This is a genomic window from Bacillus sp. K2I17 (genome assembly GCF_002209985.1).
GTDB classification, from domain to species: Bacteria; Bacillota; Bacilli; order Bacillales; family Bacillaceae_G; genus Bacillus_A; species Bacillus_A wiedmannii.
On the sequence record NZ_NJGF01000020.1, the window covers coordinates 15,576 to 37,767 of the forward strand.

Below are 22,192 nucleotides of genomic sequence, written 5' to 3' on the forward strand. Positions count from 1 at the left end.
GATATATGGAAAGGGGACAAGGACTTAATATGTGGATGAGCTTGTAATGATTAGAAAATAGATAGATAAATTTTTCTCTCATAAGTGAGGGTTTATTTAGTTATCTGTAAATCATTCAAGGACTGCATATTTGGCTTGTACATCCCTTTTGTAAGGATAATGTGTAGGGAAATTCATATCTCTTATATAAAGTATGCGTCCTTTAAATTGGAGGAGTATATGATGAATCAATTAAAAAATAAAATAGCAGTTGTTACAGGTGTAAGTCGTCTAGATGGTATAGGCGCAGCGATTTGTAAAGAATTAGCTGGAGCAGGATATGATATATTTTTTACGTATTGGACAGCGTACGATAAAGAAATGCCTTGGGGCGTTGATCAAAGTGAACAAACACAATTAAAAGAAGAGTTACTAAAAAACGGTGTGAAAGTATCGAGTATGGAGTTAGATTTAACTCAGAATGATGCACCGAAAGAGCTTATAAATAAAGTTACTGAACAACTAGGCTACCCTCATATATTAATTAATAATGCAGCGTATTCTACAAATAATGACTTCTCTAATTTGACTGCTGAAGAATTAGATAAGCACTACATAGTAAATGTTCGTGCAACTACATTGTTAAGTAGTCAATTTGCCCGAGGATTTGATAAGAAATCTGGTGGTAGAATTGTGAATATGACGTCGGGACAATTTCAAGGGCCTATGGTTGGAGAGCTAGCGTATGCAACAACGAAGGGAGCTATTGATGCCCTTACGAGTTCGTTGTCAGCTGAAGTCGCCCACCTAGGTATAACAGTGAATGCAATTAATCCAGGTCCAACTAGTACAGGCTGGATGACTGAAGAGATAAAGCAAGGATTAAAGCCGATGTTTCCTTTTGGTAGAATTGGTGAGCCGAGGGACGCGGCAAGACTCATTAAGTTTTTAGTAAGTGAAGAAGCAGAATGGATTACTGGACAAGTTATTCATTCTGAAGGTGGATTTAAAAGGTAAAAAGAAGGTATCTCACCCTAGTGAGATACCTTCTTTTTTAATCTTTCTTCAATCTTCGTGCAACACCATTTCCTAAAGACTGCAACCCTTGAACGAGGATAATTAAAATAAAGACTGTTGCATACATTACTTCAGGTTCGTAGCGTAAGTGCCCGAATCGATATGCTAAATCACCAAGACCACCAGCACCTACAAGTCCAGCCATTGCTGTTGCGCCAATTAAGCCGATTGTTGCGATTGTTAACCCAAGTACAAGGGAGGGACGAGCTTCTTTCACCATAACGTGCCAAATGATTTTTATAGTAGAAACGCCCATCGCTTGATAAGCTTCAATAACACCACGATCCACTTCTAATAAAGCTGTCTCCATTAATCGTGCAATATAAGGGGCCGTGAATACGACAAGTGGTACGATGACACCTTGCACACCAATGGATGTTCCCATTAGAAACTTTGTAAAAGGTAAAATAAAGAATAGTAGAATGATAAATGGAAGAGAGCGAATAACGTTAATAATTGTATTAAGAATTGGATAAATGATTTTATTTTCGTGCTGTCCACCAGGTCTCGTTAAAACAAGCGTGACGCCAAGTGGTAGTGCAATAAGGATAGAGATGAATAGTGAAATAGATGTCATTTGAAATGTTTGAATGGTTGCTTCCCATATGACTTTACCCCATTCATCCAAAAAGGACTTGTTTCCCATAATCTATTCTACCTCCTTCTACGATGATCCCTTGCTCTTGTAAAAATGATAAAGCACGGTCTATTTCAGTTTTTTCACCTTGCATATGAATAATCAGTTTCCCATATGCTTCATGTTTTAGCTGTGTAATATTACCGGATAAAATATTCGGATACACTTGAAAGCGCTTTGTAGCGATAGCTAACGCTGGTTCGCCAGAAGAGTTCCCTATAAATGAAAGTGTTACGATTTCACCGGTTCTTTGTAGCTCTTTCTGTACGTCTTCAGGAATCTTCGCTGCAAATGCACTATTTACGAATTTTTTCGTTGTTGCATGCTGTGGGTTTGTGAATATATCCTTCACAGTCCCGCTTTCAACTACTGCTCCATGTTCCATAACAGCAACTCGGTCACATATACGCTGGATAACATTCATTTCATGTGTAATTAATAAAATTGTGATCCCGATTTCTTCATTAATCTTTAATAATAGGTCGAGAATAGATTCAGTTGTTTCTGGATCCAAAGCACTCGTTGCTTCGTCGCTTAATAACACTTCCGGTTCATGTGATAGTGCACGTGCAATGGCAACACGTTGCTTCTGGCCGCCAGAAAGTTCGCTCGGATATGCATCTTTTCGGTTAAAAAGATCGACAATACGTAAATACTTTTCTACCCTTTTTTCAATTTCATTTTTGGGAAGACCAGATAGACGTAACGGTAATGCGATATTTTCATAAACTGTCACAGTTTTAAGTAAGTTGAATCCTTGAAAAATCATTCCGATTTTTTGTCTCGATTTTGCTAGTTCTTTTGCTGATAAAGTTGTTAAGTCTTGGCCGTTTACAATGATATTTCCTGTCGTTGGTTTTTCTAATAAATTTACACATCGAATTAATGTACTTTTACCAGCGCCACTATATCCAATGATTCCAAATACTTCGCCCTTTTTTACTTGAAGGGAAGTAGGTTTAAGAGCTTCTACATTCCCTTTTTTTGTTGTAAATACTTTGGATACATTTTTTAATTCAATCATTATCGTCAGCTCCTACCAAGATGGTAAAACTGAAGCATCAAATTTTTTCTCGATAAATTCTTTTACTTCTTTAGATTGATAAGCTTTCTTTAATTTATTTACAACAGCATCATCTTTATTTTCAGTACGAACAACGACCCAGTTTACATATGGTGAATCTTTTCCTTCACGGAAAATAGAATCTTTCGCAGGGCTTAATTTTGCACCTAATGCAAAGTTTGTATTAATTGCAGCTGCTTTCACTTCACTTAGTTGTGTCGGTAATTGAGATGCCTCTAATTCAATAATTTTTAATTTCTTTGGGTTTTCAATTACATCTTTCGCAGTCGCTTTTTCTGTAGCCTTTGGATCCACTTTTAAAACGCCTGCTTTTTCAAATAGTTTTAAAGCTCGAAGTTCATTCGTTGGATCATTTGGTACAGCGATTGCGTCGCCCTCTTTTAAGTCTTTTACATCTTTTATGTCTTTAGAATATACGCCCATAGGGAATGTTACTGTTGAAAATACTTCAGTTAATTTCATATTGCGTTCAGCTTTAAATACGTCTAAATAAGATTTCGTTTGATAGCTATTTACATCGAGGCTTTTTTCATCTAAAGATACGTTCGGTGCTACATAATCATTAAATACTTTTACATCAATTTCGAGACCGTCTTTCGCTGCCACTTCTTTTACCTTTTCAAAAATTTGTTCATGCGGTCCACCCGTTACACCGACAGTAATCTTTTTCTCATCTAATGCTTTTACCTCTTTATCAGAATTAGCACCACATGCACCTAACAATAATACCGCTCCACTTACAATGCTCAATAATACTTTTTTCATCTATAGTTCCCCCTTCATATACGTTCCAAAATAAAAAGCACCTCTCAAAAATAAGAGAGGTGCCGAATAGACAAAATAGGTTCCTCTCTTATCTTCCAAAACGAAAACTCGTTTTGCAGGAATTAGCACCTTAGCTTATACGTCATAAGCTCGGTTGCCGGGCATCATCGGGCCAGTCCCTCCGCCACTCTTGATAAGAGTATGTGTATGTAGTTTTTTAATATGGTACTAATAGTAAATCTTACAAATAGAATTGTCAATGTTATTTTCTGAATATATTTTATTTTAAGGTAATGGAAACATTCCCTTTTTTATGTCCCTTTTCCACATGCATATGAGCTTCAGCAATTTCTTCTAATCGGTAAATTCTATCAATAACGGGCTTTAGTTTTTCCGTTTCGACTAGTTTTTTTAATAGAATCATATCCTCTTTACTTACCTTGGCCATCATTCCATTAACAGATACATATTTTCCATTGGATGTTAATGTATTTGTACAAAGGGATTTTTTATACTTCCCAACTGCATCAAATATAATATCGTAGCGCTCGCCCGGCTTAGTAAAATCTTCTTTCGTATAATCAATTACTTTATCAGATCCTAAAGATTGAACGAGTTCAAAATTTGAATTACTACAAACAGCCGTAACGGTCGTACCGAAATATTTAGCAAGTTGTACAGCAGCTGTTCCTACTGATCCGGAGGCACCATATATGAGCACTTGTTGCCCTTTTTTTATACGGCCCTTTCTCAGGAAATGCAATGCTGAAGTTCCACCAAAAGGAATAACTGCCGCTTCTTCATACGTCACATTGGTAGGTTTTAATGTTATTAATCCACTTTCATGTACACATGTATATTCAGCATAAGCACCAGCATGAAGGCCAGTTAATGCAAAGATAGGATCTCCCTCTTTAAATTGAGTTACATCTGTTCCTATTTCTTCGATTTCACCGGATAACTCTACGCCGAGTATAGGATTTCTCGGTTTTCTGAAACCTAATATGATCCGCATAGGAATCCAAAATAAGAGGGGACTATTAAAACTGCGTATTCTACAATCTCCAGTCGATACACTTGTTGCGTGAATTTTAATTAATACTTCGTTCTTTTTAGGTGTAGGTTTCTCTATATTTTGAAGCTGAAGAACGTTAGGTGGTCCATACTGTGTGCAAATGATCGCCTTCATAATGACCTCCTGAAATGAGTTGTTGTTATTTACATCATATTTAAAACCTTCATTAAACATGTCGCTATATAGCGAATATAGATTAAAAATTATATAGATTTCATAGGAAAAGAGGTGATATTATTTTGGGAAAGGGGGCGACATTATGAAAAAAATTATTTTTGTTTCAAGTTTAGTACTTGCAATCAGTCTAGGGGTAGGGTGTAGTAATGAGAAAACAGCAAAGACGGATGAACCGAAAAAAGAATCAGTTCAAAAAGAAAAAGAATTAGCAGCGAAGGATGTTTTCAAGAAAACGAACGAAGCTTTTAAAAATGAAGAGCATGTAACGATGACATATGGTGTAGGGGTAAAAGCTGAGGGAACAGAGATGGATATATTAAAGGCTAAGATGCAATTAGAGCCAAAGACAAAGAATTCTCGTTCTGAAATGAATATTTCCGGTACAGATGTTGTAGTGTATACTGTGGATGGTAAAGTTGCTGGTGAGGTAAAAAACCCTAATACAGGAGAAGTTATAACCGTACCAGAGGAGCAATTAAACGCTGGTGGAATGAAAGCGACTCAAGATATTATAGATAAGTTAGAAGTACCAGCAGTAGTTTTAGATAAAATGAAGATGGAGAAAAGCGGAGATAAATATAAACTGAAATTTACATTAAAAGGGCAAGAAACAGAAAGTATGTTAACTAGCATGGATGAAACACAGAAGAAAATGTTACAAGCACAAAATGCGAAGATAGAAGAAGTAGATGCAGAATATATCATTACAAAAGATTTTAAATATGAATCAGCAAAGATAGACATGATTATGAGTAGTAACGGCAAGGATAAAGCACACATTATTACGAACGCAAAATATACGTCTTACGAAAAGTTTGACCCGATACAATTGCCGGCAGCAAAGTAATAGTTTTGATGAGGGGGGACCTAAAATAAGGTGCCCTCTTTTTTGTATACTTTCTTCATAGGAAAATAGGTACAATATGAAGAGGGAAAACTGTAGAAGAGGAGAGTGTCATTTGAAAAAAAGAAAGATAGCGGTGGTCATTGTGGCTTATACAGTGTTGCTTGCAACATCTGTAAATACATATAAAGAGCAACTAAAGCACCCTATTATGAGCGATGTAGGAAAGTTGCTTCCGACGAAAATTAAACGTGTTGAAAATGCTGAGGATGAACGTTCATTAAAACAGGTAGTGAAAGATGCAAATACTTCCGGAGAGAAAATTTCCATTGCAGGTATGCAACATAGCCAAGGAGGACAGACGTATTATCCGAACGGCACGATGCTTGATATGAAGGGGTATAATAAAATATTAGAATTTGATCCGGAGGAGAAGAGGATTAGGGTGCAAAGCGGTGTCACATGGAATGACATTCAAAAGAAAATCAATCCATATGGTCTTGCGGTTCAAGTAATGCAATCTCAAAATATTTTTACTGTTGGTGGTTCATTAAGTGTGAATGTACATGGGCGTGATATTCGTCATGAAGCATTGATTGATACAGTAGAGTCATTCAGATTGTTAATGGCAGATGGTACGGTACGTAATGTAAGTAGAGAAGAAAATGCAGAGCTATTTCCATATGTCATAGGTGGTTACGGGTTATTTGGTGTCATTTTAGATGTGACATTAAAGTTAACTGATGATGAATTATATGAAATGCATACGAGAATGATAGATTATAAAGAATACACATCTTATTTCAAAGATAAAGTGAAAAGAGATGAAAATGTTCGTATGCACTTAGCCCGTATTTCTGTTGCCCCCAATTCATTTTTAAAAGAGATGTATGTGACAGATTATACATTGGCGAAAAATCAAAATATGAGGGAAGAGTACAGTGAATTAAAAGAGGAAACTATTATAGCTGCACCGAAATTTTTACTCGGATTATCCCGTTATAGCGATTGGGGAAAGAATACATTTTGGGATATACAAAGAAGTTATTTTGAGCGTACAGATGGAGCGTATGAGACGCGAAATAATGTTATGAGGTCAGATAGTGCCTTTATGGAATATGAAAATCCGAATAGAACAGAAGTGTTACAAGAATACTTTGTGCCTATAGATTTCTTCACGGAATACATAGATGATTTACGTAACGTATTAAATGAAGAAGAGTTTAATTTGCTCAATATTACGATTCGTTATGTGGAAAAGAATGAAAATGCAGTTTTATCCTATGCGAAAGATGATATGTTTGCGCTAGTTCTTTTAATTAACCAAGGACGCTCAGAGGGTGAAATAAAGAAAACAGAAGATGTCATTCAGAAAATGATTGATGTTACTTTAAAACATAATGGTAGTTATTATTTACCGTACTATTCGTATCCAACGAAGGAGCAGTTAAAGAGGGCATATCCTCGTATAGAAGAATTTCTTCAGAAGAAAAAAGAAGCGGATCCAAAAGAGAGATTTGTGAATTTATTTTATAGGGAGTATACGAAATGACATATAGAAGATTTGTAGCGTCACAAAGCATAATTATGATGGCGGGAAGTATGGTATTTCCTTTTTACATTCTATTGCTTCGGAATGTTGGGAATAGCTTCTCGCAGTTTGGCTGGGCGTATGGCTTATTTGCTTTAACTTCAGCACTTGTATATCCATTAGTAGGAAAGATGTCTGATCGAGTAGGCGATCAAAAATTATTAATTATATATGCTTGGTCCATGGCAATATTAATGCTTTGTTTCCCGATTGCCACGGAAGTCTGGCATGTGTATATTCTTCAAATTGTAATGGGAGTTTTAGGTGCTGTGCAGCGTAATACCGAGAAGACGTCGTTAGCACGAAAGGTTGTGCAAGAAAATGCTGGTTATGAGATTGGAAAATATCATGTGTGGACATCGATTGGAGGAGCAATAGCAATTATTGCAACGGGATATTTAGTAGATTTCTTTACGATTGGCACCATTTTTTATATTGCATCTATCTTATATGTAGTGAGTGGGATTGTATTAAGTAGTAAAAAAATATAATCATCCCCATTTTTACCTGAATACCCTTTATTTGTTATACTAAAAGGGAAAATAAAAGAAAAGGGGACATTGCCTTTGATGAAATTTTTAATTTTAGCTATTCTCACTTTGTTTTTGATTCCATGGACAAGAAGCGGTAGTAAACTTCGAGCAGTGGATAAGAAAGGGGATGAGAAGGTTGTAAAGGGTAAGAAATCATCCATTTTAGTTATTCCTGTATTATTTTGGATAGGTATTGCAATCTATGAATATCTTTGGCTAATCGATGATCGAGCAGATTCGATTCTTACTCATTATGCCGTTGCAGTAGCAGTTTTAATTGGGCTTGTTTTATTTTCACAAAATCAAATAGGGAAATTAGAAGGTACGTTAAAGGGACTTCTAATGTTTGTTTTACTCGCAAGTTACGGCTATTTTGGTTATTTACACGATATAGTAATCACGCAAAAAAAATATGATTCTGTTGTGAAGATCGAGAAAGATATTTCAGAGCCGTTTACTGAAAATGATCAACCGTTTACAGTGCCGCCAAAGACAGCGGAGAATAAAATGAAAAAAGTATTTGGGGATATTCCGAAAGTAGCTTATTTTGAGCTAGGGGAATTAACGCCACAAATGGTAAATGGTGAGGCTTTATATGTAGCACCGATTGAAGTTTCAGGCTTTTTTAAAGCACGTAAAGCTGAGACAATTCCAGGGTACGTAACGATGTCAGGTACGAATCCTGATGCGGAAGCGAAACTGCATCTTGGTTATAAAATGAAATATGTGCCGAGCATGTTCTTCGGGAATAATTTAGAGCGTGTTGTAAGGCAAGCAGAACCAAATCTAATCTTTAAAGGGAAACCTAAATTTGAAGTGGATGATAAAGGGAAACCGTATTATACAATGACGTATGGTGAATTTATTTCAGGAAGATCTGGATTTGAGGTAGAGGGCGTTGTAGTAGTAGATGCACAAACAGGTGAAGTGAAAAGATATGATAAAGGAAAAGCGCCTAAATTTGTTGATGGTGTATTAAATCACGAGACCGCATCTACATTAAATACATACTTCGGTAAATATATTCACGGATTTTGGAATACGAAATTCTCGCAAACGGATATGAAGATTCCGACTGAGTGGGGAACGAAAGAAGGAGTTACACCAATTTTCGGTAAGGATGGAACGTTATATTACTTTACTGATTTCACCTCTCCAAAAGAGGGAGTAGATTCTGCGTTAGGTTACTCGCTTATCGATGCGCGTACAGGTAAGTTGTATTACTATAACGGAAAAGAAGTGAAGGGGATTATGGATGGTTCAGCTGCTTCGGAAGTAGTGGATAATTCCTTTAAGAGAGAGAAATGGCATGGAACGATGCCGGTTATTTATAACGTGTATGGTAAACCTTCTTGGATTGTACCTGTTATTGATGACGGGGGATTAGTACGTGCTCATACAGTTATCTATGCTTCTAATGCGAAAATATTTGCAACAGGTTCGACGCAAAAAGAAGCGCTTGAGAATTATAAAAATGCGCTGAGTGGAAGTGGGGATTCATTTAGACCGACTTCAAATGGTAAAGAAGCACAAAAAGAAGGCGTTGTACAACGTGTATATAAAGAAAAATCAGGTGAAAATACAATTGTGTATGTACTGTTAGAGAATGAACAAAAAGTATTTATGATACCGGTGAAGAAATTCCCATATGCTATGTTTACAGAAGTGGGAGATCCAATTCAAATCACATATTTAGATACAGGAGAGGCGATGTCTTCCGTATCTAAATTTACAAATAGCAATTTGAAAAAGTAAAGCGATAGAAATTCTATCGCTTTTTTTTACGGTATGAAACAGGAAAATGAACTATACTTGACGTATGTTTATGTTGTAACTATAATTGTTACGATTTAGTATTTATCGGAAAGGGTGAACGGAAAAGTGAATGGAGTTAATCACGAAATATATAAACCTGTCAAGACAAATAGGTTATGGATGATTCTTGTATTAGGGACACTTACGGCGATTGGGCCATTATCTATTGATATGTATTTGCCTTCTTTACCAAAATTAACAGATGATTTACAAACAGGCGCATCTCTTGCACAGCTTACATTGACAGCATGTTTGCTTGGGCTTTCAGTAGGACAATTATTTGTTGGTTCAATTAGTGACATTTACGGAAGGCGCAAACCTCTTATTATCGCTCTTATTATTTATGTTGCTTCTTCTTTACTTTGTGCTATTGCACCATCTATTTGGAGTTTAGTGTTATTGCGCTTCTTACAAGGGGCTTCAGGATCGGCCGGGATTGTTATATCACGTGCAATGGTACGTGACATGTATTCAGGTTCTGAAATGACGAAGTTTTTCTCACTGCTCATGTTAGTAAACGGAGCAGCGCCTATTTTGGCACCGATTATAGGGGGACAATTACTACAGTTCACAACATGGCGCGGTGTCTTCATCGTTCTCGGAGCAATTAGTGTATTCATGTTAATATCAGCTACTTTCGTATTACGTGAAACATTACCTCCTGAAGAAAGAGAAACAGGTGGTTTGTCAGGGACATTGGCGACGTATGGAAAACTGTTAAAAGATCGTTTGTTTATGGGATATGCATTATCACAAGGGCTAGTAACGGCGGCAATGTTTGCTTACATTTCGGGCTCACCATTTGTGTTGCAGAACATATACGGAGCATCACCACAGCAATTTAGCTTATTCTTTGCGATTAACGGTATCGGTATTATTATTGCTAGTCAGGTTACGGGCCGTTTAGCAGGGAAAGTGAATGAGAAAACGTTATTCGTTTCCGGTATTATTATTGCAGCCGTTGGTGGTTTATCTTTACTACTGACAATCTTACTAGGAATAGGTTTAATTGGTGTTTTATGCTCGTTATTCCTTGTCGTATCAAGTGTCGGGGTTGTATCAACAACTGGGTTCTCATTAGCGATGAGAAATCAGAAACAAGCTGCAGGAACAGCGTCGGCTTTATTAGGTTTATTACAATTTATTTCAGGAGCACTTGTTGCACCGTTAGTAGGTATTGGTGGAAGCAACACCGCATTACCGATGGGGGTTGTAATAGCTCTTTGTGAAATTGGTGCTGTATTATGTTATCTATTTATGGCCAGAAGAAGTGAAAAGCAGTTTGAACTACAACAAAGACAAAATTTAGAGGCTTAACAAAAAAGAACTGATTCAAAGGGAATATTTGAATCAGTTCTTTTTTTCATTTCTTTGAAATACCTCATACATATTATTCATGATCGTATCATATAAAACAGCAAGTTTATCCCACACCCAGCGATTACTATCGACTTCTTTTTCCCCGCAGTCGATAATATCGGTATGGTCGGTAATTTTATACGCTTTTTTAACGATAATAGGAGCAATTTTCGGTATACGTGGGATTTCTTTTAAGATATCTGCGAAGTTTCCAATGTAGACATGACCGATGATTTCGATTGTTAATGATTTATCTGATATATTTAGCACGGTATGAAATTGATTTGTATGTTGTTGTTTTAAATATTGGGCTAACTTAAATGGAGCATGTTTCTTTTTTAATACGCGGCGAAGGCTCTCTGTATTTTCGATATGAAGTGATTTTTCACGAATAAGGACACGAATATCTTCTCCCATAAAAGGCATTGTGTTGTACATAGATGATTCTCCTTAAAAACTTACATATGTTTGCGTTATGCATATGTAAGTCTAGCATGGTTTGTTCTTTATGTGTGCTTACAGTTTTGTAAGGTGATGTAGTAAAGCAGTGCAAAAGTTATTTGCATAAAGTGACGATACTGTGACAAAAATGTAGGCATGTATATTAAGGTAGCGTCTTAAGTGTAAAAAGTAGGATGTTCTCGGTATAATAACAAGTGGAGATAAAAGAAACTATAATGAGTAGTAGCTGTAGATAAAAGGAGAAGAAGAGATGAAGAAGGTTTTGGGTATTGCTGTAATGGGAAGTATGATCCTTCTAGCAGGATGTAATGGAAATAAAGATACGAAAGAACCGAAAGAAAAGGTAGAGCAATCTACTGAGCAAACAGAAGAGATGAAAGAATACCGTGCAGTACATGAAAAATACGATATGAAAATGAATAAAGAAATTAATAAAGCACTACAGTTATTTGAAGTGGCAAAAGAAAAGGGCGGTAAGGAAATAACGAATGCTACATATAAAGAAGATGTGCAAAAGGTAACGACTAGCATGTTAGAAGATATTGATAATATACGTAAAGAAATTCGTGTTCCAAAATCGAAAGAGCAAGAACATGAGTTATACGCTGGTTTCTTGAATGAATCGGAACAAGCAATGAAAAAATTACAGAAGTTAGCTAAAGAAGAAGACTCATCATTGATTCGTGATATAGAAATTAACTTTGCAACAGCATCAACATACTATAAACGTTTTCAAGCAGAAACGAAAAAATAACCTTGCGTACGCGCAAGGTTATTTTTTCTTCTTACCATCTCCGTCTTCATCCCCGGATACTAATACATTTTGTTTTTCGTGAAATTCAGAGATTGTTTGTCTGGTAATATTATCTATCGAATGGAGTATAAAAAGAAGTGATACGTTTCTTTTTAATAAAGAGTTTATCCCGCTATTTGCCGGGCAGTAAGACCCCCACCTCAAAATTCAGTGAAAGCAAAGAAGTTAGGTAGGGGATCCACTGCCCCTAAAAGCCCGATTGGTTCAACTAATAATCAGTGGGGGATGCCCCCCACTGATTAAAGTTTCACTTTATAGACCCCGATGATGACAAGTATAACGATTGTTAATGGTAATCCTATAGTAGCAAGAAGCAAGGGATCCATCTTATAACTTCTTTAATATTATTTCTTTTTATTATAAGAGAAAACTGTAATTTCGATAAAAGGAGCGAAAACTGATTTTTCTAAATATATCCAATTTGATTGACTTTTCATTTTTTCAGAATTATAATTCAAAATATACAATTTGAACCAAATAATAATATAGCAATTTACTTATCCAGAGAGGTAGAGGGACTGGCCCTATGACACCTCAGCAGCGGGTTCTGTAACAGGAACACCGTGCTAATTCCAGCAAGCAAGTCTTGAAAGATAAGTGATGGGCCTTCGTTTATTAAGCCTTGATCTTATTTTTTAAGATCAAGGCTTTTTGTGTTTTAAGAAGCGGAAAAGTAATAGGAACAAATATGTCAATAAAACAAAGTAAATACATTTGTTTAGGGGGTTATTGAAGTGTATGTTATTAAAAAACTATCGGTTATGGTGTTCACGCTATGGGTCATTACAACAGTAACATTTTTGATTATGCATATCATTCCAGGGGATCCATTTTCATCAGATGCGAAAATCTTTCCTGAAGAAGTGATACAAAACATGAGAGCGAAGTATCACCTTGATGAACCGTTATGGAATCAATATGTTGCTTATTTAGATGGCGTAGTTCATTTTGATTTTGGTGAATCTGTTCAATCCACAGGTCAAGGTGTATCAGAAATTATAACGACAGGATTTGGTCCATCAGCGATTATTGGTTTACAAGCACTTGTTATTTCATTATTAGTCGGAATTGCAGCAGGTACATTTGCAGCTCTATATCATGGGAAAGTAATTGATTATAGTGTGAGCTTACTTGCGATTTTCGGTATTTCTATTCCAAGTTTTATTTTAGCACCACTATTTATACAAGTATTTGCTATACAATTTGAACTTTTACCAGTAGCGTCTTGGGGCACATTCGAACATACGGTATTGCCATCCTTCGCATTAGCGTTAGGACCAATCGCGGTTATTACAAGATTTGTTCGCTCTAATATGATTGAAGTTTTGCAGAGTGATTATATTAAGCTAGCGAGAGCGAAAGGCATACCAATTAAGAAAATCATTATAAGACATGCTCTTCGAAATGCGATTGTTCCGGTACTTACATTTGTTGGACCGTTAATGGCTGGACTTTTAACAGGAACTTTCGTTATTGAAAAAATATTTTCCATTCCTGGTCTAGGAAAATATTTTGTAGATAGCATTTTTAACCGGGATTATCCGGTCATTATGGGAACAACGATTTTCTATAGTGCATTATTAATTTCTTGTATTTTCATTACAGATATTATTCACCGTATTGTGGATCCGCGTATTCGTTCTATTACGTAAGGAGGGGGGCATTTAAATGGGAGCTTATGAAATCAATAAACAGTTATTAACGAATGAGGAGAAAAAAGAATTAACGATAAATAAAGATCAGCAAACGATTAGTCGAAAGAAGGAAGTGTTTCGCAAGTTTATATCAAACCCTATAGCAGTTTTAGGGGCAGTGACGTTATTACTAATTATTATTTTCTCACTGGTTGGCGAAAGTTTAACGGCATTTACTGCGAGTGAACAAGTAAAAGAAGCAACAAACCTCCCACCTAGTAGTGAGCATTGGTTCGGAACAGATGATTTAGGAAGGGACATATGGGCGCGCACCTGGGCTGGAGGGAAAATTTCACTAACAGTTGGATTAGTGGCAGCGGCTCTTGATATAGGAATAGGTGTACTAATCGGGGGCTTTAGTGGATATGTGAGAGGACGTAGTCGCCTTGGAACGTTAATTGATGAGTGGATTGTACGAGGGATTGAAGTGTTATACGGTATCCCATATTTATTAATTGTTATTTTATTATTAATCGTTATGAAACCAGGGCTTTTTACAATTATTATTGCCCTTGCATTAACAGGATGGATTGGCATGGCACGTCTCGTTAGGGCACAAGTATTATCTTTAAAGCAAAGAGAATTTGTTATTGCAGCAGAGCGATTAGGTACATCGCATATGAAGATTATATACGGACACATCATTCCGAATTTAACAGGCATTATTATCGTAAATTTATCATTTACAATTCCAGCAGCTATTTTCTCAGAATCATTTTTAAGCTTTATCGGACTCGGAGTACAATCACCAGCAGCGAGCTGGGGAACGATGACGAACGATGCACTCGGGACATTACTAAGCGGAGAATGGTGGCAATTATTCTTCCCAGCAATCATGATTGCACTCATTATGTTTGCATTTAATGCAATTGGTGATGGTTTGCAAGATGCAATTGATCCGAAGATTGTAAAACGGAATCGAAAGGAGAAAAAACATGGGACAGCTCTTATCTTTAGAAAACGTAACATTGGTCGTTGAAAAAGAGAGTAGTAAGCAAGCAATTGTGAAGCATGTTTCCTTTTCTATTAATGAAGGTGAAATCGTTGCACTTGTAGGAGAAAGTGGTTCAGGAAAAAGTGTTACAGCACAATCTATTGTCGGATTAAATCAAGAATCTATTCACATTGATGACGGAAGCATCTCTTTCCAATCTCAAAGGTTGACGAATTTACAAGAATCAGAATGGAATCAAATTCGAGGGAAAGATATTTCATTTATCTTTCAAGACCCTCTGTCCTCTTTAAATCCGACGATGAAAGTAGGAAGGCAAATTACAGAAGTGATTTTGCAACATGAGAAAAAATCGAAAAGAGAAGCAAAAGAAATTGCGATTAACTTATTAAATGATTTAGGGATACATGAAGCAGAGAAACGTTTTGAACAGTACCCACATCAATTAAGCGGAGGCATGAGGCAACGTATTTGTTTAGCAATTGCGTTTGCGTGTCACCCAAAGCTCGTTATTGCAGATGAGCCTACAACTGCATTAGATGTAACGATTCAAAAGCAAATTATGGGGTTATTAAAAGAGCGCAAAGAAAAACAAAATACGAGTATTTTATTAATTACACATGATTTGGCGCTTGTACGTGAAGTAGCTGACCGAGTAGTTGTGATGTACGGGGGACGTGTTGTTGAAAAAGGGACGATAAAAGAAGTGATAGGTTCACCTAAGCACCCATATACGAAAAGTTTATTGCAAGCTATTCCGAATATGGATGATTCCGAAAAGGTACTTAGGGCCATTGAGGGAACAACACCATCAATTGAAACGTTAAATAGCTTTGGGTGCCCATTTGTAAATAGATGCCCAGTAGCAATACAAGAATGTGTTCATCGTTTCCCTGATAGAACAGCATATTCTGGGGAACACAGTTCACATTGTTGGCAACATGTTCTAGAGCATGACCAAGCGAAATCAAAAGAGAAGGTGAATGCCTCATGACGACAGATTTAATTACTGTAAAGCAAGTAACGAAAACGTATGGAAGTAAAAAGAAAGAAATCATAGCGCTAAAAGATATATCACTTTCTATCCCGAAAGGAACAACGCTTGGCATTATTGGAGAAAGTGGTTCAGGAAAGACAACACTTGGTAAGCTCATAGCTGGGATTGAGAGCCCAACGTCTGGTCAAATTGATTATAACGGTCAAGTTGTTCACAAGTTGAAATCAGCTCATAAGCGAGATTTCTTGCAGAAAGTACAATTCATTTTTCAAGATTCAACAGCTGCATTAAATCCGCGCTGGAAAGTACGCGATAGCGTAACAGAAGGATATATTTCATTCGGTTTAGGTGATAAAGGATTGAAAGATGAGGTAGCAGGTGATGCGCTAGAACGTGTTGGATTAGATAGACGATATACTGATCGATACCCACACGAATTTAGCGGAGGACAACGTCAACGGATTGCTATTGCAAGGGCGTTATTATGTGAGCCAGAAGTATTAATCCTGGATGAACCAATTTCAGCGTTAGATGTTTCACTTCAAATCCAAATTGTGCACTTGTTGCAAAAGATTCAAAAGGAACAAGGCTATACATATTTATTTATCGCGCATGATTTGCCGATGGTTCACTACTTATGTGAAAAAGTGGCTGTCTTATATAAAGGAGAACTTGTTGAATTTGGAAATACGGATGAAGTATTCCGTAATCCACAACATTCTTATACAAAAACATTATTAGCATCAACACCAAAAATTTCGGGTTAAAGGAGAATGTAGGATGAAGAAGTTTTTATTATTTGTCATTATGACCGTATTAGCAATTACTTCTGTCGCTTGCGGTAAAAAAGAGGCGCAAAAGGCGAGTGCTGGTAAGGGAGAAGGAGATCGATTAGTAACGAATATTGGTAGCGATCCATATACACTCGATTCCGCTATTGCAACAGATAGCACATCAGGTTATGTAATTGGACATTTATTCTCAAGCTTATATACGCAAGATAGTGATGGGAAATATCAAAATGAATTAGCAGAGAAAGAAGAAGTAAATGCAGATGGAACTGAATATACAATCCATTTAAAGAAAGATATTAAATGGTCAGATGGTTCTCCTATTACAGCAAATGATTTTGAATTTGCATGGAAGCGATTATTAAATCCGAAAACGGGTTCTATGAATGGGACAGAAATGTACTTTATTAAAGGTGCAGAGGCGTATAATACTGGAAAAGGTGAAGAAAGCCAAGTTGGTATTCAAGTTGTTGATCCTCAAACATTGAAGGTAACACTTGAGCACCCAGTTGCTTCTATTAAACAAAAATTAGCGAGTTCATTATTTATTCCATTATCTAAAAAATCAATTGATGATAACAACAAATTAAAAACAGATCCAAAAGAGTTAATTACAAATGGACCATTCACGTTAAAAGAATGGAAGCATAACCAAGCAATTACAGTACAAAAAAATAAAGAATACTATGATAAAAAGGTAACATTAAAAGAAATTGAGTTTCGTATTATTCCAGATTCTAAAACAGCGTACCAATTGTACAAATCAAAAGAATTAGATTTACTAAGTGGTTTACCACAAGAAATGATTGAGAAAGAAAAAGGAAATAAAGAATATAAGCGTGTTGCGGGATTCTCATCTTATATTTATTCGTTTAACGTAGAAAAAGAGCCATTCACAAATGCGAAAGTACGTAAAGCATTCTCATTAGCAGTTGATCGTAAGTTTATCGTTGAAAAACTGTATAAAAACAATGCGCAAGAAGCATATGCATTCGTTCCAGAAGGAGCAAAAACACAAAGTGGTCGTGATTTCCGTAAAGAAAAAGGTGATTACGTAAAATTTGATACAACAGAAGCGAAAAAATTATTAGAAGAGGGTATGAAAGAACAAGGTTGGTCTACATTACCTGAAGTAACATTAAAATTCACAACGGATACACAGCATAAAAAAGTAGCAGAAGCAATGCAGGAAATGTTTAAGAAAAATCTTGGTGTAGATATTAAATTAGAAAATAAAGAGTGGAAGAGTTACATCGATACATATAAGCAAAGTGATTTCCAATTAGCTTATATGGGATGGGGCGGTTCTTTATTAGACCCAATTACTAAACTAGATTTATATGCAGGTGATGGTCCAAACAACTATGCAAAATGGCATAATAAAGAATTTGACGCTTTAATCAAAGAAGCAGAAGTTGAACAAAATGAAGATAAGCGTTTTGATTTATTGCATAAAGCAGAAGATATTATGTTTACAGATTCACCGTTAATTCCAATTATATTCCCTTCTGATTCTTACTTACAAAAAGGATCAGTATCTGGACTTCAATATTATGTTGGATCTAAACCAGATTTAAGATATGCAAAAATAAAGAAGTAGGCAACCGCCTACTTCTTTATTTTATTTCTCTTTTATATTCTTTTTTCGTTCCATCAGAGAAGACAACTTCTAAATCAAACTTTTGGTAGTCTTTATCAAGTTTGAACACATTTACTACTTGATCGATTACTTCTTGGTCGGGAGTATCTTTATTAAATTTTAATTCTTGTAGAAGTGGGCTTAATTTTGTGATAGCCTCGTCTCCTGTTAATTTTACATCTGCTTTATGATCTTCAATTTTTGCTTCCATTTTTTTATCTGCTGCTACATTTTTATAGTCAGCTTCGTAGTCTTTCTTTGTATCTTGGTAGTCTGCCTTTAAATCGAATTCATTGAAGTTTAGTTTTAAATCAGCAGGAGCTTCATTCTTTGCCTCTTCTGTAGTCTTTTTATTAGAAGTTGTGTCTTCTTTAACAGGAGCTTTACATCCTGTTAATGCAGGTACTAGCATAAGAGCTAATAAAACTGATAGTAAAATTCTCATTAAAAATTCCTCCTTATGTAAATTCGTTCTATACAAGTTTTTCCCAAAATCATGTAATTATGTATGAGGTGAAAATAAATTATTACCCTATAGCCACAAGGGATAATCCGCAATTTAAATCAAAAATGATTTGTATGTATATGGTAAATTGAAGTTGTGAGGGGGTACTAACATGCATGAAGAATATAAAGAGATGATAAAACAAGCAATTGAATATATAGAGGATCATTTACATGAGGAGCTTACAACAGAAAGAGTGGCGTCTCACAGTGCAGTATCGATGTACCATTTTCATCGCATCTTTCAAAGATATGTTGGGATGAGTGTAACGGATTATATTCGAAAGAGAAGGTTAACTTATGCTGCGCAAGCCTTAGTGTCAACGGAGAGGGCTGTTATTGATATTGCAGTACAATACGGCTTTTCCTCACAAGAGGCATTTACGAGAGCTTTTAAAAGAATGTTTCAATTGCCACCAAAGAAATATCGAAAGTACTTCCAGTCATTTTATATAGAAAGAGAGGGTATTTCAATGCAAAAAGGTATACCGAAAGGATGGATCTTAAGTGGAAGTCATCCTGCTGAGTATGAGATGGGCTTAGATTATGAAGTTGCACATCAAGGAAAAGTATCTGCATACATAAAAGCAAAAGAGAATGTTACGCACGGAGGATTTTCAACATTAATGCAAATGTTCCGAGCAGATAAATATGTAGGTAAAAGATTACGTTTAACAGCATTTGTTAAGAGTGAGAACGTAAGAGATTGGGCAGGATTGTGGATGAGAGTAGACGGAAAAGATACAGAACCACTCGCTATGGATAACATGCAAAATCGCCCAATTAAAAATACGAATAACTGGCAATCGTACTCGGTTGTATTAGATATAAAAGAAGAAGCACTTGGTATAGCATTTGGTGTCTTATTATCAGGGGAAGGTTGTGTGTGGCTAGATAGTATTCAATTTGATGAAGTGGATGAAAAAATTCCTTCAACAGATTTGGCTGAAAATTTTTATGAAACACTACTAGAAGAGCCAATAAATCTGCAATTTGAAGAGATAGAAAAGTAAGGAGAAAAGATATGTTCAAATATGCAAAACTAATAAGTATTAGTTTAGTAGTATCGTCTTGTATTATGGGAATTAACTATTTCATTAGCTATCTGTGGTCGGGACATATACCTTCTTTGACGTGGAGAACATATTTGATGTTTATGTTTATATTTATAATGAGTTTTAGTTCGATGCAAAAAGAAGGGGAAGAGGATTATTGACAATAGTCTTCTTCGCCTTTCTTTCATTAACACAAATGTTCATAACTGTTTTCGGAAATGCAGGTATGATCTTTAATATAATTTCACTATCATTACAACTTGTAAGTTCGGGTGTAATTGTACCACATGAGATGCTTTCTAAAACATATCAAACAATCGGTGAATTATTTCCCGCAACATATGCAGCGAATGGCTATTATACAATAATATTTGGGGGGAGTAAGTTTAGAGAAAAATATTATTTCATTATTAGTCATTATATTAGTTACACAATTGGTAGCAGTAATTACTGTATCTATAAAAGGAATAGTAAAGAGAAGAAGCTATGTAGTTAAAGAAGTATAAAATAAAAAAGGTATCCTGCGATTGGATACCTTTTTTATTTTATTATTTTGTAACTTCTGTCCACTTGTAGTTAAATTCACCACCGAAGTCAGTTGTTACAAGCCCTTTAATAAATCCGCGTTGTAGGTAAGAACGACCTTGTTGGTATAAAGGAGCGACAGCACCGTCTTGTAATAGGATTTTTTCAGCTTGCTTCATTGCTTCAAAGCGAGCCTTTTCATCGCTAGCTAAATCTGTTTTCACTTTATGAATGAGTGCATCGTACTCTTTGTTAGAGTATTTATCGAAGTTATAAGCACTATCTGTTGTAAATAAATCTAAGAATGTAATTGGATCAGCGAAGTCAGGGCCCCAGCCATCAATACCGATTTCATAGTCACCACTTAATAGTAGTTTCAGCTGTTGTTTACGTGGTTGTGGTTTTAATGTCACTGTTAATCCATCTAGGTTCTTTTCTAGTTCACCTTTTAAATATTCACCAGTTTTTTTAGCTAAAGCATTATCACTTGTTAATAGTTCGATTGTTACTTTGTCAGTACCAAGTTCTTGTTTCGCTTTTTTCCAGTTTTCTTTCGCTGTTTTCACATCATCTTTGACTAGGTTTCCGTTTTCTTTACGGAAGTCGTTACCTTCTGGACTCTTTGCGAATTTCGCAGGAACCATTCCTTCAGCTGGAATAGCACCGTTATTTAAAATTGTTTCTACGTATGCTTTTTTATTCATTGCTCCGTTAATAGCAAGGCGTGCATGTTGATTTTTTAATGTTTCATTTTTTTGATTTAGTCGTAAAAATTGAATGCCAACTTCAGCGCGGTCTTTGAAGTTTGGATCGCTCTTATATTTATCAACAAACTCCGCAGTTAAAGCAACGCGATCAATTTGTCCTGAATCATATAAGTTAACTTCTGTAGATTTATCTTTAACGACATTGAAGTTGATTTCTTCTAATTTTACAGTTTTAGCATCCCAATAGTTAGGGTTCTTCTTCAATTGGAAGCTTTGCTCGTGTTTCCAGTTATCTAATATGAAAGCACCGTTGTAAATTAAATGATTTGTTTCTAAACCATATTTATCGCCCTGAGATTTTAAGTAATCTTCATTAATTGGTAAGAATGTTGAGAATGTCGTTAAGCTTAAGAAGTAGGGAACAGGACGGTCTAGTTGTACTTCTAACGTTTTATCATCAAGAGCTTTGACACCTAGTTGATCAATTGGCAATTGTTTTTGGCTTATTTGTTTCGCATTCTGTATATCGAAGAATAAGAATGCATATTCAGCTGCTGTATCAGGATTTACGGTACGTTGCCAAGCGAAGACAAAGTCCTTTGCTGTAACTGGAGTACCGTTTGACCATTTTGAATCACGCAGGTGGAATGTATATTTTGTTTTATCGGGACTAAGGTCAACCGACTCAGCAACACCAGGAATTGGTTTGTTATCTTCTCCCATTGCATATAAACCTTCAAAAACATTGCGCATTACGCTCATGGATTCCCCATCCGTTGCTTTTGCAACATCCATTGTTGGAATTTCTGAAGCGAATGATAAGTTAATTGCCTGTTTATCAGGTGCTTTATCATTTGCTTTCGCTCCGCTTGCATGATCTTTATTTCCTCCGCAAGCAGTTAGTAATAGACTTGCCCCTAAAACAGATGCAACAACAGGTACAACTTTTTTCTTCATTGTTCGTTCCTCCCTAAATGTGTTGTTCGTAACGTCGTAATGTCCACGTTTTGAAGTGTAGCTATAGAAGAAGAGAAAACCTATTATAGATATGTGCATGTAGGTAATCAGGTGTTCTATATGTATATACATGTTGAGCTATAATCTATCGTTATATGT

Annotated in this window: 21 protein-coding genes, 2 pseudogenes and 2 riboswitches; of the genes and pseudogenes, 15 read left to right on the forward strand and 8 right to left on the reverse strand. The window is 35.9% G+C overall.

Going from position 1 to position 22,192, the window contains the following annotated elements:
• Positions 1–219: 219 nt before the first annotated feature.
• Positions 220–996 carry an SDR family oxidoreductase gene (locus CER22_RS20500; RefSeq protein WP_088609465.1) on the forward strand — a complete coding sequence of 259 codons (777 nt, stop codon included), beginning with the start codon at positions 220–222 and terminating at the stop codon, positions 994–996.
• Between the two features lie 37 nt (positions 997–1,033).
• On the opposite strand, the gene CER22_RS20505 is transcribed toward CER22_RS20500, so the two are convergent.
• The 4 genes from CER22_RS20505 to CER22_RS20520 all read right to left on the reverse strand — a co-directional run bounded on the left by CER22_RS20505 (position 1,034) and on the right by CER22_RS20520 (position 4,731).
• Positions 1,034–1,702: a methionine ABC transporter permease gene (locus CER22_RS20505; RefSeq protein WP_088061690.1), complete on the reverse strand. Its 669-nt coding sequence runs from the start codon at positions 1,700–1,702 to the stop codon at positions 1,034–1,036.
• Positions 1,677–2,717 carry a methionine ABC transporter ATP-binding protein gene (locus CER22_RS20510; RefSeq protein WP_088121107.1) on the reverse strand — a complete coding sequence of 347 codons (1,041 nt, stop codon included), beginning with the start codon at positions 2,715–2,717 and terminating at the stop codon, positions 1,677–1,679. The genes CER22_RS20505 and CER22_RS20510 overlap by 26 nt, the downstream gene beginning before the upstream one ends.
• 12 nt (positions 2,718–2,729) lie before the next feature.
• Positions 2,730–3,542 carry a MetQ/NlpA family ABC transporter substrate-binding protein gene (locus CER22_RS20515; RefSeq protein WP_088609466.1) on the reverse strand — a complete coding sequence of 271 codons (813 nt, stop codon included), beginning with the start codon at positions 3,540–3,542 and terminating at the stop codon, positions 2,730–2,732.
• A gap of 85 nt (positions 3,543–3,627) precedes the next feature.
• A riboswitch (SAM riboswitch) is annotated at positions 3,628–3,742 on the reverse strand.
• 80 nt (positions 3,743–3,822) lie between these two features.
• On the reverse strand, positions 3,823–4,731 hold the full coding sequence (locus CER22_RS20520) for an NAD(P)-dependent alcohol dehydrogenase (RefSeq protein WP_088609467.1): 909 nt from the start codon (positions 4,729–4,731) through the stop codon (positions 3,823–3,825).
• Positions 4,732–4,876: 145 nt separating this feature from the next.
• On the opposite strand from CER22_RS20520, the gene CER22_RS20525 reads away from it, so the two are divergent.
• From CER22_RS20525 to CER22_RS20545, 5 genes are all read left to right on the forward strand, one after another.
• Complete coding sequence (locus tag CER22_RS20525) at positions 4,877–5,641, forward strand: hypothetical protein (RefSeq protein ID WP_000720089.1); 765 nt, start codon at positions 4,877–4,879, stop codon at positions 5,639–5,641.
• 112 nt (positions 5,642–5,753) lie between these two features.
• The gene (locus CER22_RS20530) at positions 5,754–7,190 is read left to right on the forward strand and encodes an FAD-binding oxidoreductase (protein WP_097891797.1); all 1,437 of its coding nucleotides are present in this window, start codon (positions 5,754–5,756) and stop codon (positions 7,188–7,190) included.
• Positions 7,187–7,720: an MFS transporter gene (locus CER22_RS20535; protein WP_048567287.1), complete on the forward strand. Its 534-nt coding sequence runs from the start codon at positions 7,187–7,189 to the stop codon at positions 7,718–7,720. The genes CER22_RS20530 and CER22_RS20535 overlap by 4 nt, the downstream gene beginning before the upstream one ends.
• 78 nt (positions 7,721–7,798) lie before the next feature.
• On the forward strand, positions 7,799–9,517 hold the full coding sequence (locus tag CER22_RS20540) for a DUF3981 domain-containing protein (protein WP_070169275.1): 1,719 nt from the start codon (positions 7,799–7,801) through the stop codon (positions 9,515–9,517).
• A gap of 126 nt (positions 9,518–9,643) precedes the next feature.
• Complete coding sequence (locus CER22_RS20545) at positions 9,644–10,894, forward strand: multidrug effflux MFS transporter (protein WP_080377454.1); 1,251 nt, start codon at positions 9,644–9,646, stop codon at positions 10,892–10,894.
• Between the two features lie 33 nt (positions 10,895–10,927).
• On the opposite strand, the gene CER22_RS20550 is transcribed toward CER22_RS20545, so the two are convergent.
• Entirely contained in the window at positions 10,928–11,374 is a 447-nt protein-coding gene (locus CER22_RS20550; protein ID WP_000282867.1) for a hypothetical protein, read from the reverse strand.
• A 274-nt stretch (positions 11,375–11,648) separates the two neighbouring features.
• Here CER22_RS20550 and CER22_RS20555 point away from each other — a divergent pair, with 274 nt between their 5' ends.
• Complete coding sequence (locus CER22_RS20555) at positions 11,649–12,152, forward strand: hypothetical protein (protein WP_088609468.1); 504 nt, start codon at positions 11,649–11,651, stop codon at positions 12,150–12,152.
• Between the two features lie 18 nt (positions 12,153–12,170).
• Here CER22_RS20555 and CER22_RS32620 read toward each other — a convergent pair.
• A pseudogene (locus tag CER22_RS32620) lies at positions 12,171–12,309 on the reverse strand (DUF3951 domain-containing protein).
• A 397-nt stretch (positions 12,310–12,706) separates the two neighbouring features.
• Positions 12,707–12,812, forward strand: a riboswitch (SAM riboswitch).
• A gap of 134 nt (positions 12,813–12,946) precedes the next feature.
• On the opposite strand from CER22_RS32620, the gene CER22_RS20565 reads away from it, so the two are divergent.
• The 5 genes from CER22_RS20565 to CER22_RS20585 are packed head-to-tail and all read left to right on the forward strand — an operon-like array spanning position 12,947 to position 18,246.
• Complete coding sequence (locus tag CER22_RS20565; protein WP_088609469.1) at positions 12,947–13,864, forward strand: ABC transporter permease; 918 nt, start codon at positions 12,947–12,949, stop codon at positions 13,862–13,864.
• Positions 13,865–13,880: 16 nt separating this feature from the next.
• The gene (locus CER22_RS20570) at positions 13,881–14,885 is read left to right on the forward strand and encodes an ABC transporter permease (RefSeq protein WP_088061701.1); all 1,005 of its coding nucleotides are present in this window, start codon (positions 13,881–13,883) and stop codon (positions 14,883–14,885) included.
• On the forward strand, positions 14,842–15,852 hold the full coding sequence (locus tag CER22_RS20575) for an ABC transporter ATP-binding protein (RefSeq protein WP_088609470.1): 1,011 nt from the start codon (positions 14,842–14,844) through the stop codon (positions 15,850–15,852). Before CER22_RS20570 ends, CER22_RS20575 begins: the two co-directional genes overlap by 44 nt.
• Entirely contained in the window at positions 15,849–16,622 is a 774-nt protein-coding gene (locus CER22_RS20580; RefSeq protein ID WP_060486393.1) for an ABC transporter ATP-binding protein, read from the forward strand. Before CER22_RS20575 ends, CER22_RS20580 begins: the two co-directional genes overlap by 4 nt.
• A 13-nt stretch (positions 16,623–16,635) precedes the next feature.
• Complete coding sequence (locus CER22_RS20585; RefSeq protein ID WP_070169278.1) at positions 16,636–18,246, forward strand: peptide ABC transporter substrate-binding protein; 1,611 nt, start codon at positions 16,636–16,638, stop codon at positions 18,244–18,246.
• A 16-nt stretch (positions 18,247–18,262) separates the two neighbouring features.
• Here the strand turns inward: CER22_RS20585 and CER22_RS20590 are convergent, their stop codons facing one another.
• Positions 18,263–18,730, reverse strand: coding sequence for a YusW family protein (locus CER22_RS20590; RefSeq protein ID WP_088061704.1), 468 nt, complete (start codon positions 18,728–18,730; stop codon positions 18,263–18,265).
• Positions 18,731–18,902: 172 nt separating this feature from the next.
• Here CER22_RS20590 and CER22_RS20595 point away from each other — a divergent pair, with 172 nt between their 5' ends.
• The 3 genes and pseudogenes from CER22_RS20595 to CER22_RS20605 all read left to right on the forward strand — a co-directional run bounded on the left by CER22_RS20595 (position 18,903) and on the right by CER22_RS20605 (position 20,350).
• On the forward strand, positions 18,903–19,802 hold the full coding sequence (locus tag CER22_RS20595; RefSeq protein WP_088609471.1) for a helix-turn-helix transcriptional regulator: 900 nt from the start codon (positions 18,903–18,905) through the stop codon (positions 19,800–19,802).
• 11 nt (positions 19,803–19,813) lie between these two features.
• Positions 19,814–20,005, forward strand: coding sequence for a hypothetical protein (locus tag CER22_RS20600; protein WP_088609472.1), 192 nt, complete (start codon positions 19,814–19,816; stop codon positions 20,003–20,005).
• A pseudogene (locus tag CER22_RS20605) lies at positions 20,002–20,350 on the forward strand (hypothetical protein). The gene CER22_RS20600 and the pseudogene CER22_RS20605 overlap by 4 nt, the downstream one beginning before the upstream one ends.
• A 42-nt stretch (positions 20,351–20,392) precedes the next feature.
• Here CER22_RS20605 and CER22_RS20610 read toward each other — a convergent pair.
• The gene (locus CER22_RS20610) at positions 20,393–22,033 is read right to left on the reverse strand and encodes a peptide ABC transporter substrate-binding protein (protein WP_088609473.1); all 1,641 of its coding nucleotides are present in this window, start codon (positions 22,031–22,033) and stop codon (positions 20,393–20,395) included.
• Positions 22,034–22,192: the final 159 nt, after the last annotated feature.

What these genes read in the sequence shown, in the direction of transcription:
- CER22_RS20500 (WP_088609465.1), top strand. Translation starts at nt 220, where the DNA reads ATGATGAATCAATTAAAAAATAAAATAGCAGTTGTTACAGGTGTAAGT.
- CER22_RS20505 (WP_088061690.1), bottom strand. Translation starts at nt 1,702, where the DNA reads ATGGGAAACAAGTCCTTTTTGGATGAATGGGGTAAAGTCATATGGGAA.
- CER22_RS20510 (WP_088121107.1), bottom strand. Translation starts at nt 2,717, where the DNA reads ATGATTGAATTAAAAAATGTATCCAAAGTATTTACAACAAAAAAAGGG.
- CER22_RS20515 (WP_088609466.1), bottom strand. Translation starts at nt 3,542, where the DNA reads ATGAAAAAAGTATTATTGAGCATTGTAAGTGGAGCGGTATTATTGTTA.
- CER22_RS20520 (WP_088609467.1), bottom strand. Translation starts at nt 4,731, where the DNA reads ATGAAGGCGATCATTTGCACACAGTATGGACCACCTAACGTTCTTCAG.
- CER22_RS20525 (WP_000720089.1), top strand. Translation starts at nt 4,877, where the DNA reads ATGAAAAAAATTATTTTTGTTTCAAGTTTAGTACTTGCAATCAGTCTA.
- CER22_RS20535 (WP_048567287.1), top strand. Translation starts at nt 7,187, where the DNA reads ATGACATATAGAAGATTTGTAGCGTCACAAAGCATAATTATGATGGCG.
- CER22_RS20540 (WP_070169275.1), top strand. Translation starts at nt 7,799, where the DNA reads ATGAAATTTTTAATTTTAGCTATTCTCACTTTGTTTTTGATTCCATGG.
- CER22_RS20550 (WP_000282867.1), bottom strand. Translation starts at nt 11,374, where the DNA reads ATGTACAACACAATGCCTTTTATGGGAGAAGATATTCGTGTCCTTATT.
- CER22_RS20555 (WP_088609468.1), top strand. Translation starts at nt 11,649, where the DNA reads ATGAAGAAGGTTTTGGGTATTGCTGTAATGGGAAGTATGATCCTTCTA.
- CER22_RS20570 (WP_088061701.1), top strand. Translation starts at nt 13,881, where the DNA reads ATGGGAGCTTATGAAATCAATAAACAGTTATTAACGAATGAGGAGAAA.
- CER22_RS20575 (WP_088609470.1), top strand. Translation starts at nt 14,842, where the DNA reads ATGGGACAGCTCTTATCTTTAGAAAACGTAACATTGGTCGTTGAAAAA.
- CER22_RS20580 (WP_060486393.1), top strand. Translation starts at nt 15,849, where the DNA reads ATGACGACAGATTTAATTACTGTAAAGCAAGTAACGAAAACGTATGGA.
- CER22_RS20585 (WP_070169278.1), top strand. Translation starts at nt 16,636, where the DNA reads ATGAAGAAGTTTTTATTATTTGTCATTATGACCGTATTAGCAATTACT.
- CER22_RS20590 (WP_088061704.1), bottom strand. Translation starts at nt 18,730, where the DNA reads ATGAGAATTTTACTATCAGTTTTATTAGCTCTTATGCTAGTACCTGCA.
- CER22_RS20595 (WP_088609471.1), top strand. Translation starts at nt 18,903, where the DNA reads ATGCATGAAGAATATAAAGAGATGATAAAACAAGCAATTGAATATATA.
- CER22_RS20600 (WP_088609472.1), top strand. Translation starts at nt 19,814, where the DNA reads ATGTTCAAATATGCAAAACTAATAAGTATTAGTTTAGTAGTATCGTCT.
- CER22_RS20610 (WP_088609473.1), bottom strand. Translation starts at nt 22,033, where the DNA reads ATGAAGAAAAAAGTTGTACCTGTTGTTGCATCTGTTTTAGGGGCAAGT.